Raw genomic sequence first — 14877 nt, 5'->3', positions numbered from 1 at the left:
TTAAAGCAATCACACTGGTGAAAAAAGTGAATTTCGCTTCCAACCATAAAATTCGAAACGTTTTTTGGATTTTCGATGCTTCAGGCACAAAAAAACTCCCGGATACAGCCGGGAGCCGTGTGTATGTCTCTATTCAAACTGATAAAGCGGTGTGCTTAAGTAACGTTCTCCGTTACTAGGGATGATCGCAAGCACTTTCTTGCCTTTCCCGAGTTTTTTTGCGATTTCCAGCGCCGCGTAAATGGCCGCTCCGGAAGAAATACCGCCGAGAATCCCTTCTTCTTTTGCCGTTTTACGGGCATATTCAAATGCATCCTCATTTTTGACGGGAATGATTTGATCATAGATGTCCGTATTCAATGTTTCAGGGACAAATCCCGCTCCGATACCCTGAATTTTATGCGGGCCCGGTTTTCCGCCGGAAAGAACTGGAGAATCCGCCGGCTCTACCGCATAGATTTTGATGGATGGATATGCTTCTTTCAGCACTTCGCCCGCTCCCGTGATGGTTCCGCCGGTACCGATTCCGGCCACGAACGCATCAAGCTGGTCGTCACCAAACTGTTCTACGATTTCTTTCCCCGTCGTTTGGCGGTGAATTTCCGGGTTTGCCGCATTGTTGAATTGCTGAGGCACAAAGTATCCGTGTTCCTCGGCAAGTTCTTCCGCCTTTTTAATGGCGCCCTTCATTCCTTCTGCGCCGGGAGTCAGCACAAGCTCCGCTCCGTATGCACGCAGCAGATTGCGTCGTTCCATACTCATTGTATCAGGCATAACGAGAATGGCTCTGAGACCTTTAGCCGCTGCCACCATTGCAAGACCGATCCCTGTATTTCCGCTTGTCGGTTCAATGATTGTGTCGCCGGCTTTTAATTTTCCTTCTTTTTCAGCCGCTTCAATCATCGCCACTCCGATCCGGTCTTTTACGCTGCTGCCCGGATTCATGTATTCAAGCTTCAGATATACATCTGCACTGTTTTCATCCGTCAGGCGATTCAATTTCACAATAGGAGTATTTCCGATTAGTTCAGTAATAGAATTTGCAATACGCACCATGTTGGACACCTCAATTTCCGACTAAATTTATTGGTATTATAAATATAAGTTATCAATTTCAAAATTTTTTGTCAATCATTTAGTTCTTTTTTCCCCGTAGAACCAAGAGACCCCCGCCTCTTTCCACAGCGTTTTGACTGTCGCCTTGTCACCTAATTGATCCATTGCGATCTGGCGTCTGATTTGGCTCTTCACTTCATTGTATGAGAAAGTTCTCGCTTTAAGCTTTTCTTTCAGCTGAATGACGGCGTATCCTGAGGAAACTTTAATCGGTTCAGCGGACCATTCATCTTCTTTAAGATTTTTAGCTTCTGTGATATATGCCTGCGGGATATTTTCCTGGTTTTCTGTCACAAAGCCGAGGTCTCCGCCATACTGAGACGTGTATCTGTCCGTGGAACGCTCAGCGGCGACTGCTTCAAAGCTGGAACCGCCTTTCAAATCAGCAAGCACCCTGTCCGCCTCTTCTTTGTTTTTGACGACGATGTGCCGGATTCTGTAGGAATCATCGAAATGGTACAATTCTTTATTTTTATTATAAAATGATTGCATTTCCTTATCCGATATATCGATGTCCTTCGTCAGCAGTTCTTCAAGAAGAATGTTGTAGCGGATCTGGTCTCTCCATTCTTTTTCGGTAATATGGCTGTCTTCATAAAATGAATTATTCACCGCTTTGATTAAAAGAAACTCCCGCTCCAATTCGCTGTTTGAAACTGTGAGTTTATTCTTTTTCGCAAGCTCTTCCACTACTTGTGCATTAATCATGTCTTCCAGAGTTGATTTTCCGTACTCGTCTTCCATCTTTTTCATCCAGTCTTGCCGTGTGATATGTTTATCACCGATTGTCGCGATGGATTCTTCAGATGACCCCGCGGCTTGGGATTTTGTTAACTTATACGCCACTGTCACACTGCATACTAACAGCGCCGCTACAATAATCGTCAAAAGTGTTCTCGATTTCAAAATCTACCCCATCCCTTTTATAAAATAGAACAACCCGCTAAAGAGCTAGCGGGTTGTTTCGTCACGAAGCTCTTCCAGTTCTTCTTTTGTAAATAAATATTTCTCATTACAAAAATGGCAAACCGCTTCGGCTTTTCCGTCTTCTTCTATCATATCTTGTATTTCTTTTTTGCCTAGTCCTAAAATGGCCGTTTCGAATCGATCTTTTGAACAAGAACAGTGAAATTTGACCGGCATTGTTTCGAGAACGTCCGGTTTTTGACCCAGAACTTCTTCTAAGATTTCTTCCGGTGTCAGGCCTTTTTGAATCAATTTTGAAATCGGTTCGATTTGAGATAATTGCTTCTCAATTGTTGAAATGGTTTCTTCATCAGTCCCCGGAAGAAGCTGAATGATGAACCCGCCCGCAGCGAGAATCGTGTTATCAGGATTTACTAGAACACCTACGCCGACAGATGAAGGGACTTGTTCAGAAGAAACAAGGTAATACGTGAAGTCGTCACCTAGTTCACCCGAGACAATCTCTACTTGTCCCGTAAAATAATCACGCAAGCCCAAATCTTTTACGACACTGAGTGTTCCGTCAGTTCCGACCGCCCGTCTGACATCCAGTTTCCCTTGTTCATTGAGGTCAAAATGAACGTGCGGGTTTGATACGTATGCTCTTACCTCACCCTTTGCGTTCGCATCTGCGACAATGGCTCCGATCGGGCCGCCGCCTTCTATTTTGACTGTCAGCTTATCTTCACCCTTAAGCATCGCTCCGAGCATCAGAGAAGCTGTCATCGTCCGGCCGATTGCGGCTGATGCCGTCGGCCACGTGTCATGCCTTCTTTGCGCTTCATTAACCATATCTGTCGTTCTGGCTGCATAAGCCCGCACTTTACCGTCATATGCAATTGCTTTAATTAAATAATCCATCGTTTACCTCCTATACGTGACCCACACGATTTCGCTCATAAATGATTTCCAGCCCTTTCAGAGTGAGAAACGGGTCAACAATATCAATACAGTCTGATTCGTTTGCGATTAATGACGCAAGCCCGCCTGTCGCAATGACTTTCGGTTCCTGTGTTGCCTGCCATTTCATCCGCTTCACTATACCTTCAACTTGTCCGACATAGCCGAAAAGGATGCCGGACTGCATGGCGCTTACCGTGTTTTTGCCGATGATATTGTCCGGACGGGCAATTTCAATTCTCGGAAGCTTCGCCGCACGTGAGTACAGCGCTTCCGTCGAAATCGTAATGCCGGGAGCAATCGCGCCGCCCATGTATTGTTTGTTTTCATCAATGTAGCAATACGTCGTCGCCGTTCCGAAATCAACAACAATTAAGGGGCCGCCATACTGCTGGATCGCCGCAACGGCATTGACGATCCTGTCAGCTCCCACTTCTTTCGGATTGTCATACTTTATATTTAAACCTGTTTTCATTCCCGGGCCGACAACTTGCGGCTCGATGTGAAAGTATTTTGTGCACATTCTTTCTAAAGAGAACATAATCGGCGGCACCACGGATGAGATGATAATCCCTTCAATCTGTTCAAACATGAGTCCGGAATGTTCAAATAAGGAGCGGAGCAGCATGCCGAATTCGTCTTCTGTTTTGTGCCTGCTCGTTTCTATGCGCCAATGATATTCTAATTCCCCATCATGATATACACCAATCACGGTGTTGGTGTTCCCCACATCTATAACCAGTAACAACCTCTATCACCACTTTTGAATAGTTTCTAATCATAACATTTTCAACATTCTACAATACCATACACGATCTGCGGCTCTTTTGTAAACAAAACGGAACCAGTAAAAAAACCGCCGGTATACGCCGGCGGTTTTCATATCAGAAAGCGAACTATTCTTTCGGCTCGTCTTTCTTTTCGTCTTCTGTTTTAGACAGGATGTTTACTTTCACATCGTCTTTTTGAAGATGGTCATCTGAGAAATTGCGCTCAGGGAGTTTTCCGTGATCCACGAGATGCTTGATTTGTTCCGCATCTAATGTTTCCACATCAAGCAATGTCTGAGCAATCAATTCAAGCTTATCGCGATTTTCAGTCAGGATGGTTTTCGCACGCTCATAACATTCTTTAATGATGCGCTGAATTTCCTGATCGATTTCGTAAGCGATCTGATCACTGTAGTTTTGCTCGTTGTTGAAATCCCGGCCCAGGAATACTTGACCGCCTTGAGATTGACCGAACTGAAGCGGTCCGAGTTTTTCTGACATACCGAACTCTGTCACCATTCTTCTGGCAATGTTCGTTGCCCGCTGGAAGTCATTGTGAGCGCCCGTGCTGACTTCGCCGAAGATAATTTCCTCGGCAACGCGTCCGCCCAGAAGACCGACAATTTTATCGAGAAGTTCAGGTTTTGTCTGGAAGTAACGGTCTTCTCTCGGAAGCATGACCGCGTATCCGCCCGCCTGCCCCCTCGGAACGATCGTTACTTTATGAACCATATCGGCTTCATCCAGCACAAGTCCGATAACGGTGTGACCGCCCTCGTGGTACGCCACGATATTGCGTTCTTTTTTCGATATGACGCGGCTCTTCTTCGCAGGGCCCGCAATGACACGGTCCGTCGCTTCATCAATGTCGCGCATATCAATTTTCTTCTTGTTTTGACGGGCAGCAACGAGTGCCGCTTCGTTAAGAAGGTTTTCTAAATCTGCGCCTGAGAAACCGGGTGTTCTTGAAGCGATTGCTTTTAAGTTCACCGTCTCATCAAGCGGTTTGTTTCTCGCATGCACCTGCAATACGGCTTCACGGCCGATGACATCCGGACGGTCTACCGTAATCTGACGGTCAAAACGTCCCGGACGGAGCAATGCAGGATCAAGAATGTCCGCACGGTTTGTCGCAGCGATAATAATGATTCCTTCATTCGCACTGAAACCGTCCATCTCAACAAGCAGCTGGTTCAGCGTCTGTTCGCGTTCATCATGCCCGCCGCCAAGACCGGCGCCGCGCTGACGTCCTACCGCGTCGATCTCATCAATAAAGATCAGGCAAGGCGCATTCTTTTTCGCATTTTCGAATAAATCACGCACACGGGAAGCACCGACACCGACAAACATTTCAACGAAGTCAGATCCGCTGATGCTGAAGAAAGGAACGCCCGCTTCACCGGCTGAGGCTCTCGCAAGCAATGTCTTACCGGTTCCCGGAGGTCCGACCAGCAGCACGCCTTTAGGGATTCTGGCGCCAAGCTCGGCGAATTTGCGGGGATCTTTCAGAAACTCAACAACCTCAACGAGCTCCTGCTTCTCCTCATCCGCGCCGGCAACATCTTTAAACTTCACGCGTTTCTTTTCTTCCGTATACAGCTTCGCTTTGCTCTTTCCGAAGTTCATGACACGGCTGCCGCCGCCCTGAGCCTGATTGAGCAGGAAGAAAAACAGAATAAAGATGATGACAAACGGAATGATCGTCGTTAAGAACGTCACCCACCCGCTTGTTTCCTGTGCGGGATCAACTTTTACGTCCGTCTTTTTAATTGCGTCAAATATCTGGTCTGCTCCTTTTCCTTCAGGAACATGTGTTAAAAAGTACTGGTCTTTATCGTATTTTTTCAGCTGTCCTTTTACCTCATAAACACCTCTGACAGGCTGAACCGATACGCTATCAACTTTCCCTTCATCGAGGTTCTTGATAAACGTACTGTACGACATATTTTCTGTTTTCGGGTTTGAGGTCTGGAAGTAACTCACAACCCCGATTACTACTAATAAAATAAGTAAATAAAAAATGGTATTACGGAAGACCCGATTCATTCCTTACCTCCTCCCACAGTAAGCACAACTATGTTCAATAGTACCATAGAAAATCATTCCAATACAACCGATAACCATCTCGGAAGCAGGCAGCCGATCAGCTTTCATAAATCGCCGGTTTTAATACTCCGATGTAAGGCAGATTGCGATAGCGCTCGGCATAATCAAGTCCGTAACCCACAACAAACGCGTCAGGAACTTCAAAGCCTACGAAGTCTGCTTTAATGTCCGCTTTTCTTCCGCTTGGTTTATCCAACAGGGTAACAATCTTAATTGATTTCGCTTTACGATATCGGAAGAGTTCTACGAGATAGCTCAAGGTTAACCCACTGTCGATAATATCTTCAATGATTAAGATGTCCCGGCCTTCTACAGATGTATCCAAATCTTTGATGATTTTGACTTCTCCGGAAGAAACCGTGGAATTTCCGTAGCTTGATACATCCATGAAGTCCATTTCCAAATATGTATCAATATGCTTTATAAGATCAGCCATAAAAGGAAGCGCTCCCTTTAACACACCGATTGCCAACGGAAACGTGTCGCTGTACTCGCTTGTTAATTGTTCTCCAAGCTGTTTTACTTTCTGCTGGATCTCATCTTCTGAGATCAGCACTTTTTCGATATCCTGTTTCATGTTAATGCTTGCCCCCTACACTTTTCATGCTGTCTATATTGTAATACAATGCGGTCACTGTTTGGAATCACAAGATCGTCAAAGATGGATTTTTTCAAGCCAGGCAGCCAGATAATTTCACCGCTCGCATCCGTTACAATCGGCCATTCGTCCCGATCCCGCAGAGGCAGTTTATGATCAATAAATATATCTTTCACCTTTTTCGAGCCATTCATCCCTTTAAGTTTGATCCGATCGCCGATTTTTCTCGTCCGGATTGTTAAAGGAAATTGCACCTTATTTCTGCTTGTCATAAAAACAGCATTCCCATTTTTGATATGAGGGTCAGCCTGATCGGCCACCTCTATCATAAAGCCGTTGGGGAGAACAGCAGTCTCGCCTTCCGCTCCTTGCAGCTGCAGCTCAAAGGGAACCTTTTCACATTGCCATTGTTCAAATGTAAACAAACATGTCTGATATGATTTGACCACCTTCAGCCCTTTCGGAAAATCAAGCACTCCCGAGGCGCTTCCATTTTCCGCCCATTCGAGAAACTGCTGTATGTGGCGGGCGGAAAACGACGATGGAACGTTTTCATAAAGATAGTTTAATATTAGTTGAACTCCTCTTCTTTGTAAAGGTATCGGAAGGGCAAGCAATTGAGAGGAATTGACTTCAACCGATGTGTCAGACTTGCTTGTAATAACCTTATTCATTCGTTCTTTCGTTAATGACTGCAGGTATTGTTCGTCTTCTGTCAGTGCTTCACTCACCTTTTGAAACATTTTATGAACGTCAGGTGATTCTTGTTTTAAAAAAGGAAGCACGGTCTTTCTGAATCTGTTTCTTGTATAATCGTCTTTTGCATTGCTCTCATCCGTTCTGTAGCTGAGCCCTTCTTGACGGCAGTATTCAAGGATTTCATCCTTTGCCGTATAGAGGAAAGGCCTGATCAGCCAGCCGGATGCAAATTCGCGAACGGGCTGCATTCCCGCAAGCCCTGCCCCGAGCGTACCTTTCGCAAGCCTCATGAGCATTGTCTCAACCTGGTCATCGCCGTGATGAGCCAGCGCCAAAAACTTCGCTTGGTGTTTTGTCATCAGATCTTCGAAAAACTGATATCTGCAATCACGCGCGGCAGCCTGCTTGTTCAGCTTATTCTTCTTTGCGTATGCAGAAACATCAATCTGTACCGTTTCGCAGAGGATGTGTTCAGCCTCGCAATATGACTGCACAAACTTCATATCTTCTTCAGATTCAGGACCCCTGAACTGATGGTCGACATGCGCCGCTATGATAACGGAGGAATGCCCGAAGTGCTTATTCAGCATACTGAGAAGCGCCATTGAATCAGGGCCTCCGGAGACCCCGGCAATAATCGTTTCTCCCTCCGCCTGAAGATGATATGTTTTGAAAAAATCTTCCACGCTTTTCACAATGTCCCCCTCACAATGAGCAGGTTTTTTAAAGATATACATATCCTATCACTTTCATTCCCTCCAAGCAAAGAAGAAGCATGAGCGCAGGCGTCCGGCCGGCACTAGATGAGAAAAAAGACGATGTAAGCGAAATAAAGGGCGAGAACGCTGATTAAAATAAGTGTTGTTTCAAACAAACCATTGTGCTTTGCGGGTTTTTGTTTAGGTTTATACCGCGTTTGAGATACAGTGCCCTGCCGCGGTTTTGAATGCGGCGGCTTAGGCTTGGCGGCGGCTTTCCTTTTGCTCCCGGCGCTCTGCCCCGCCGTCAGGATGTCATGCTTCATGGCTTCTGCAGACGGATATTGACCGTTTAAAGCAGAAAACAGAACCTTCTTATACTTATTCAGAAACGGGTGGCCTTCAATGATAGAACGAAGCTGTTCTTTCGGCTGTCCTGACTTTTTGCACTCTTTCTTCTGGGCACAGTGGATCATGATCATTGCGACAGCAAACAGGTCATAGGATGGTTCTGCTTTTCTTGTTCCATACCCCCAATAGCCCCTGTCGTAAAACTCCGTATACTCTTTAATCGCGCGGCCCTGTTTTGTCGTTCCCCCTACATCAATGCAGCGAATGGCAGCCGGTGGTCCGGTTACAATGAGATTGTCCGGTTTGAGGTCGCCAAAAACCCATCCTTGCTGATGAAGGACTGACAGGCTGGAAAGAAGCTGCACCATCAGCACCGGAATCCACTCCGCTCCCTTACTGCTGATATATTGCGGAAGAAGCGGCCCTTCTATGTACTCCATCACGTAAAAAGAGACATTTTTATTCAGCTGCGGTATAAACGCGTCGTCCGCATCAAAAAAAGAAGGCCCCATCGTTTGCGACCGGGCCTTTGAAAAGGATTTTAAGACATTCACTTCAGAGGTAACAGACATGCTGTCGCTGCTTATTTTCAAAGCGACCTGTCCGCCTGATGCTTCTGCCAGATATACAATACCGTTAGCCCCTTTTCCAAGCTGTTTGAGCAATCTGTAGGATTTGCCGTTCCATTTGCCCTGAATTGCCGTCCCCGGTGCCAGACTACATGCCAAACTCGTTAAAGCGTCGTTCATCATCTGCCAACATGCTCCTTCTTGAGCGGATTCTCTCAAACTGCTGCGTCGCTTCCCGGATAGCGGGGCCCGTAGGGGTGATACCGCCGGTCGACAGCTTCGCAAAGAGTGCAGAAAGGGATTCAAGCTTCGGCGTCCAATTCAGTACAAGCTCAACTTCCTGGCTTTTCCCGGGAAATATACACATGGCAAATTCATTTTGTCCGGCCCGGGAATTTAAACTGATGGAAAGATCGATCAGCGCTTCTTTCACCGTCGGCAGTTTCGGCGCCATACTCGCACTCGTATCAACCAGCACAAGCACTTGCAGATGAACCGTTTCGCCGAGTTCATCAACCACTTCCATCACTTCGCCGCGTTTTTCAGGAGAAAGCTCTTCCATTTCAACGTTTTTTCCTAAAATTTGTTTAAGCTCTTGATTGACGACGCCTTGCAGCGTCTGGGTCATTGCTTTTTTCGTCACCATTTGAACCGTCTGAGACAATTGTGACGCGTACACAACTTGATGGACGCCGCCTCCGGCCATGGCGATGCCTTCAACTTCCTTCATTGCCTCTTGGTCAATCGCGTTTTCTTCCATAATTCCTATAACATTCACCGTAATCCCCTGCTCCTTGGCGAAAGCCGCCATTGCGATCGGGTCTTCACCATGATTGGAGCAGCCATCTGTAATCAGCAGAACTTGATTTAAATGTCCCTTATTCACATACATTCCTCCCGGTGATACGATTAGTCCCATCTTCGCCAGAAGGAAAGTGATTTATACGAAAGGATTAAGAAATCTCCTTTTTATTTTGGAAAACCGCCGGCACCGGGATGGAAGCCCATTTCGGCGTGTTGTGATCAATCCGGACAACAACCACCGTCATATCGTCTTCGATTTGGCCGGAACGCGTTCTGATGACCTCTTCCATTAATATATCAGCGATTTCCTGCGGATCTTCGGTTTTCAGCCCTTTCATTTTCCGTTTCATCCACAGGTCGTGGTTTTCAACGTGCTTCGGCCCTTCAAAAATACCGTCACTCATCATGACGAGCAGATCTCCCGCTTTTAACTGTTCACTTACAACCTCTACATCAAATTCATTGATGATGCCGATCGGCAGATTGCTGGCCTGCACTTTCATGACTTGATCTCCCCGCTTGATAAAACTCGGCGTTGAACCGACCTTCAAGAATTTGCAGCTTGCATCCTGAAGATCAATGATAGAAAGATCGAGAGTTGAGTAGATTTCGTCTGTCGTCCGTAAAGACAGAATACTGTTGATCGTTTTGATCGCTATTTTTTCATCAATACCTGATTCGAGAATTTTTTCGAGCAGCTTAATCGTTTCATTGCTCTCATAATGGGCCCTCGCCCCATTGCCCATGCCGTCACTGATCGCGGCCGCATACTTTCTCGCCCCCAGTTCCATCATGCTGTAGCTGTCGCCGGAGACAAGGCCGCCGCCTTTTGCCGCATGAGCCGCGCCTGTCGATACCCGGTACGACTTGGTCGAACCGAACGCGACATGGCTGTAGCCATTCGGATGAGTCGAGTGCTGTTCGCTTTTGACAAGTATCTGCTCCTCAAGAATGTCAGACAGCATCGGGGCGATAATTTTCTCACTCTCGCCGTGTCCTCCGCTGAACGGGATTGTCATTTCGATATCAATATTGCCCTGCTCCAAGCTGTATATCTCGACATGCTGAATCTCGATTCCGAAATGCTGAAGCGCCTCTATCATTTGTTCTTCTTGAATAAAATGCTGCTCCCTCTCCCGTTTTATTTCCCGAGAAAAGTCCGCCATGACCTCAGAAACCCCCAACAGCTGCTCGGCAACAAGCCTTCTGCTGTCCTGAACTTTTCTCTTCAGTGTCAGATGGGCGTGATGGTGGGCAAGTTCGTCCTCAATCAGCTCTTCCACCTGTCTGGATTTGGAGCAGTGTTGTTGAAACTCCTTTTTTAATCTGCGGTTTGAGGCATACTGTTTTTCTTCTGTTTCATGCATAACCTGTTTCATTAAGTCATATGTTTTATCAAAGTTTTGAACCCAGCATTTGCTTTTCTTATAGCAGGATTGGCAGGAATGCTCGGTGATTTTGCTTAAAAAGAGATCCACTTCCCCTTCTTCCGCCTGCTCATCAGAAGACGTCTGATGAAAGGTGGCGAAGCTCTCCGACAAGGCATGAAACACATTGGAGAACTGGTCTACTTTCTGGGCGGTGACATCTCTGATTTTCCTTGCGTACTGCTGCTGTTCCTGACTGTGCTCAGCAGTGCCCGGTATGTATCGCGCCACCTTTTTCGTAATCGATTGGGGCGTAATCAAAAACAAAACAACGGCAATCAAAGATTCATAAAGAGTGGTCATTAATCCGGCAGATCCTTCTCCATATAATGAAATCAGCAGTGAGCCGATCACTAATCCGACTGCGGCGCCGGCTTTCTTTCCTTCTTTCAGCAGCCCGCCAAGAAGCCCGGAAAACGCAAGCAGACTCATTTGATAGAGATTCCCGATATTCGCAAGCCCGAGGATCAGTCCGGTCACAACACCAACCGTACAGCCGATGCTTGCCCCGCCGACAAAGGAAAAACTCAGCACGACATAGCGGGCCAGGATATGTTCAGCCTGCATTCCCTGAAATGAAACACCGGCAAGCCCGGTTAAAACGGATGCGATCAAGATCATAAAACAGATGATTTCTTCTATTTTTAACGATTGCTTCACTTTTTTGATCGTGAAGATCGGCAGGCTTTGTAAAAAGATCAGCGTCAAAATAAAGGCCAGGCCCGCCTCGACAACAGCCATCACATAATCATAGGTGGTAAAAGCGCCGCTTTCAACATAAACAAATCCGATTCTCGCGGCAGCCATAGAGAAAAACACCACGATCGGCAGCATCTTCACCCGGTCCTGCACGATATATGTACCGATTTTTGAAAATAGAGTGAAGACGGCCAAAGCTGTGAGAATCAATAAAGAGTGTTTCGGCGAAATGGTTAAAGCGCCCGCAAGTAAAGACAGACAAGCATAGAAGGCTTTATCTCTTCTGATCAACAGCATCGCTCCGAAAAACGGCAGCGCAAACGGAAGAACCTCAGATAATATGAAAGCCCGTCCAAGTAAAAAACCGATCACGACATAAATGAACCCCTTATAGAAAAAAAGTGAATGCGCTTGATGGACTGTAAGCTTTGCCGCCTTTTCAAAAAACGATTGCAGTTTTTCCAGAGCTTGTCCCGCCATCGGCCCGTTCACTCTTCTTTCCGCTTTTTCCATTGCTCTCATCCCCCACCTGTTTTATTCGTTGCTTGTCATTATAAATGAAAGCACAGATAGGATTTTGTCAAAAGAAGGTAACAATTCCAAAGAACTCTTCGACGCTTTCTCCCTTGTTCCCCTTTCCTTTCGTATTTCCTCCGACATTTCTCAAAAAGTTGTCTAAATATGAAAAAATCGGCTTCTGCAACAGAAGCCGATTCGCTTGATGACCCGTACGGGATTCGAACCCGTGTTACCGCCGTGAAAGGGCGGTGTCTTAACCGCTTGACCAACGGGCCGGATATATATGGTAGCGGCGGAGGGGATCGAACCCCCGACCTCACGGGTATGAACCGTACGCTCTAGCCAGCTGAGCTACACCGCCATATAGGTGCTTATAAGCACAAGTTATATAATACAAAGGTTTCTTCATTCCGTCAACAGAAACTTTAAAGTTTTAATTTTCTGACTACATGCGCGCATACAAAAAAAGCACCCGCTGGGATAGACGGATGCTCCATGTATTTATAGAAAGCAGCAAGTTATCCTCTTCTTGCTCCGCGCCCTCCACGTTTTGATTCCGTGTTTCGTTTTAAAGATGATAAGCGGTCTTCGCTATCTTTAAGAAACTTGTTCATTTTCTGTTCAAAAGATTCTTTCGGACGGAAATCATTTCTAGGTCTGGCTTGCGGACGGTCTTTAGCTTTTTTAATTGATAAACCAATTTTCCCGTCTTTTTCAACGTTGATGACTTTCACTTCAACTTGATCGCCGACTTTTAAATGCTCGTTAATGTCTTTTACATAATTATCGGCTACCTCACTGATATGAACGAGACCGGTTGAGCCTCCAGGCAATTCAACAAATGCTCCGAAATTTGTAATACCTGTTATTTTCCCTTGCAACTTGCTGCCAACTTCAATCGACATAAAAAAAGTGCTCCTCCTTAGGCTTATAAAAAGATCGTTTGTTTAATTATACCTAAATAAAAATTTAAGTGTCAACAAGGCTACTTGCTCTTCTTTTCTACATTAAAGAGAATCTCACCATTTCCTGACATAAACAAGTCTCTTCTGGCAAGCTCTGTGACGTAATCCTCATCCTTTAATTTGGAAATTTCATCTTTTAAATCAGCCTGTTTCGCGTTCAATTTTTTCACTTGTTTTTCCAGCTGAGCTTTCTTTTCTTCGTTTGCGCTAAGGGAAGAGGTCTGTGACCACAGAGAACCCGCTAAGACAATAGCCGTCAACAACACAAGGGCGCCGAATACGATCAACCGTCTGAAAAGCCCTTTCCGCCTTCTTTTCATAAGCTGGGATTGCCGTTCAACCTGCTCTTTATAGTCGTTTTGAATTTCAGTTATTGTACGTTCTCTAGATAGATTCAAACCAGACGGTCCTCCTTTCACCTTTTCAAAATACGTATCATGGTCGATCTGATTGTTATGATTAGTTTCTTGCTCTTTTGTGAAAATCCTGCACTTTTTTGAAAATATCGTTTGAAAGTAAGACGCCATTTTTCAGGAAGAAGTTTCAATAATTGTTTCAACAGGAAGAACAGCGGATACAGCAAAAACGCTACGATCTTAAAAAGACACTTCGCAAAAAAGGCACTCACCCGATAGGAGTATAAAGAAATAACCGTGATCAGCCCGATGAGCAGCTTAAAGAGCAGAAGCACCGGACGGAACAGCACGTGCTGAATGAGCTTTTTTGCGAATTGGTAAAGAGACACCGCAAGATGAATGGAAAATTTCAGTATTTTTATATACATTCGTTTAAACAGGCTTTGGTACGTCGCAATACCCAGTAAGACAGCCAAGAAAATGTATACCCTGAGTTCTCCTTCATTCACGTTGAGCAGCACATAGAAAAACATCAGACCTTGTACAATCCAAAAGAGAATGTCATGAATGAATAACAGCCATCTGGCCGTTTTGGCGCGGCTGACAAACAGCCTGTATGTATCAAGCGACGCTCCGAGCCAGGCGCCCATACCGGTCATTGCCAGCATCGTATAAAATTGGGTCGTCAGCGTCATTTAAACAACTTGCTAAAAAACCCTTTAGCTTTATCCCCTTGCTGCTCGTCTAAATATACAAGGTCAAATACCCTGCCTTTTATAGATACAATCCCTTTTTCCACATCAAGGTTTTTCATCTGCAGGTTCTCGCCTCTGACGGAAAGCATTCCCATAACTGTTTCCAGCAAAAACTCTTCGTTGTCAAAACTTTCTACATGCTTGACGCCCGAAATGTCTAAATGCTTTCTCCCTTTCATCGTTACATCATGCTGTTCCGGAACAGAAGAAGAACCTTTTTGCTCATAATATGAATTCATCTATTCAGCCCCCATATCCTCGATACTTTTAGCATTATTACTGCATTGTATGAGGCGGGAGCCTTGTTTAGAACAAGCCTATTCGCCGAGTTTTTCTTCTTTGACGATTGTATACATGCCCGCGGCTTCTTCTTTTTTCGTTGTTTCTTTCAATTCGTTTACCTTCACGGTGACAAGCTTCTGGCCGAAGCGGACCGTCAGTTCATCACCGGCTTTTACGTCTGAGCTGGCTTTCGCCTGATTCCCGTTAACGGTGATTCTCCCTTGATCGGCGACCTCTTTTGCCAATGTGCGGCGTTTAATTAATCTGGATACTTTTAAAAACTTATCAAGTCTCATA

Annotated in this window: 15 protein-coding genes and 2 tRNA genes; all 17 read right to left on the bottom strand. The window is 45.6% G+C overall.

What is annotated here, in order from left to right; all coding sequences use genetic code 11:
• Positions 1–129: 129 nt before the first annotated feature.
• The 17 genes from cysK to NYE38_RS00360 all read right to left on the bottom strand — a co-directional run bounded on the left by cysK (position 130) and on the right by NYE38_RS00360 (position 14876).
• On the bottom strand, positions 130–1056 hold the full coding sequence (gene cysK, locus NYE38_RS00440) for a cysteine synthase A (protein ID WP_007615206.1): 927 nt from the start codon (positions 1054–1056) through the stop codon (positions 130–132).
• Positions 1057–1131: 75 nt separating this feature from the next.
• Entirely contained in the window at positions 1132–2022 is an 891-nt protein-coding gene (locus NYE38_RS00435; protein WP_017419485.1) for a peptidyl-prolyl cis-trans isomerase, read from the bottom strand.
• Positions 2023–2067: 45 nt separating this feature from the next.
• Complete coding sequence (gene hslO / locus NYE38_RS00430; RefSeq protein WP_004264606.1) at positions 2068–2943, bottom strand: Hsp33 family molecular chaperone HslO; 876 nt, start codon at positions 2941–2943, stop codon at positions 2068–2070.
• A gap of 10 nt (positions 2944–2953) precedes the next feature.
• Positions 2954–3730, bottom strand: coding sequence for a type III pantothenate kinase (locus tag NYE38_RS00425; RefSeq protein ID WP_007409940.1), 777 nt, complete (start codon positions 3728–3730; stop codon positions 2954–2956).
• Positions 3731–3878: 148 nt separating this feature from the next.
• A complete protein-coding gene (gene ftsH, locus NYE38_RS00420; RefSeq protein WP_004264608.1) occupies positions 3879–5798 on the bottom strand; it encodes an ATP-dependent zinc metalloprotease FtsH in 1920 nt (639 codons plus the stop codon).
• A gap of 97 nt (positions 5799–5895) precedes the next feature.
• Entirely contained in the window at positions 5896–6435 is a 540-nt protein-coding gene (gene hpt / locus NYE38_RS00415; protein WP_004264611.1) for a hypoxanthine phosphoribosyltransferase, read from the bottom strand.
• On the bottom strand, positions 6432–7850 hold the full coding sequence (gene tilS / locus NYE38_RS00410) for a tRNA lysidine(34) synthetase TilS (protein WP_026092323.1): 1419 nt from the start codon (positions 7848–7850) through the stop codon (positions 6432–6434). Before tilS ends, hpt begins: the two co-directional genes overlap by 4 nt.
• A gap of 104 nt (positions 7851–7954) precedes the next feature.
• Positions 7955–8956, bottom strand: coding sequence for a serine/threonine-protein kinase (locus NYE38_RS00405; RefSeq protein WP_017419487.1), 1002 nt, complete (start codon positions 8954–8956; stop codon positions 7955–7957).
• Positions 8922–9659 carry a VWA domain-containing protein gene (locus tag NYE38_RS00400; protein WP_004264624.1) on the bottom strand — a complete coding sequence of 246 codons (738 nt, stop codon included), beginning with the start codon at positions 9657–9659 and terminating at the stop codon, positions 8922–8924. The genes NYE38_RS00405 and NYE38_RS00400 overlap by 35 nt, the downstream gene beginning before the upstream one ends.
• 67 nt (positions 9660–9726) lie before the next feature.
• Complete coding sequence (gene spoIIE / locus NYE38_RS00395) at positions 9727–12216, bottom strand: stage II sporulation protein E (protein ID WP_100261564.1); 2490 nt, start codon at positions 12214–12216, stop codon at positions 9727–9729.
• 209 nt (positions 12217–12425) lie between these two features.
• Positions 12426–12497 (bottom strand) — tRNA-Glu (locus tag NYE38_RS00390).
• 9 nt (positions 12498–12506) lie between these two features.
• A tRNA-Met gene (locus tag NYE38_RS00385) sits at positions 12507–12583 on the bottom strand.
• A 157-nt stretch (positions 12584–12740) separates the two neighbouring features.
• A complete protein-coding gene (locus NYE38_RS00380; protein WP_004264630.1) occupies positions 12741–13127 on the bottom strand; it encodes a S1 domain-containing RNA-binding protein in 387 nt (128 codons plus the stop codon).
• Positions 13128–13207: 80 nt separating this feature from the next.
• Entirely contained in the window at positions 13208–13585 is a 378-nt protein-coding gene (gene divIC / locus NYE38_RS00375) for a cell division protein DivIC (protein WP_014416730.1), read from the bottom strand.
• A gap of 17 nt (positions 13586–13602) precedes the next feature.
• A complete protein-coding gene (gene yabQ, locus NYE38_RS00370) occupies positions 13603–14238 on the bottom strand; it encodes a spore cortex biosynthesis protein YabQ (protein ID WP_025650343.1) in 636 nt (211 codons plus the stop codon).
• Positions 14235–14537 (bottom strand): sporulation protein YabP, encoded by a 303-nt coding sequence (gene yabP / locus NYE38_RS00365; RefSeq protein ID WP_004264638.1) that lies wholly within the window; start codon positions 14535–14537, stop codon positions 14235–14237. The genes yabQ and yabP overlap by 4 nt, the downstream gene beginning before the upstream one ends.
• 78 nt (positions 14538–14615) lie before the next feature.
• Positions 14616–14876, bottom strand: a complete 261-nt coding sequence (locus NYE38_RS00360; RefSeq protein ID WP_007409934.1) for an RNA-binding S4 domain-containing protein — start codon at positions 14874–14876, stop codon at positions 14616–14618.
• Position 14877: the final 1 nt, after the last annotated feature.

The sequence above is a fragment of the Bacillus sp. EU63 genome (genome assembly GCF_038592915.1).
In the GTDB taxonomy this organism is placed as follows: Bacteria; Bacillota; Bacilli; order Bacillales; family Bacillaceae; genus Bacillus; species Bacillus velezensis.
This window is presented reverse-complemented; position numbering and strand designations above follow the sequence as displayed.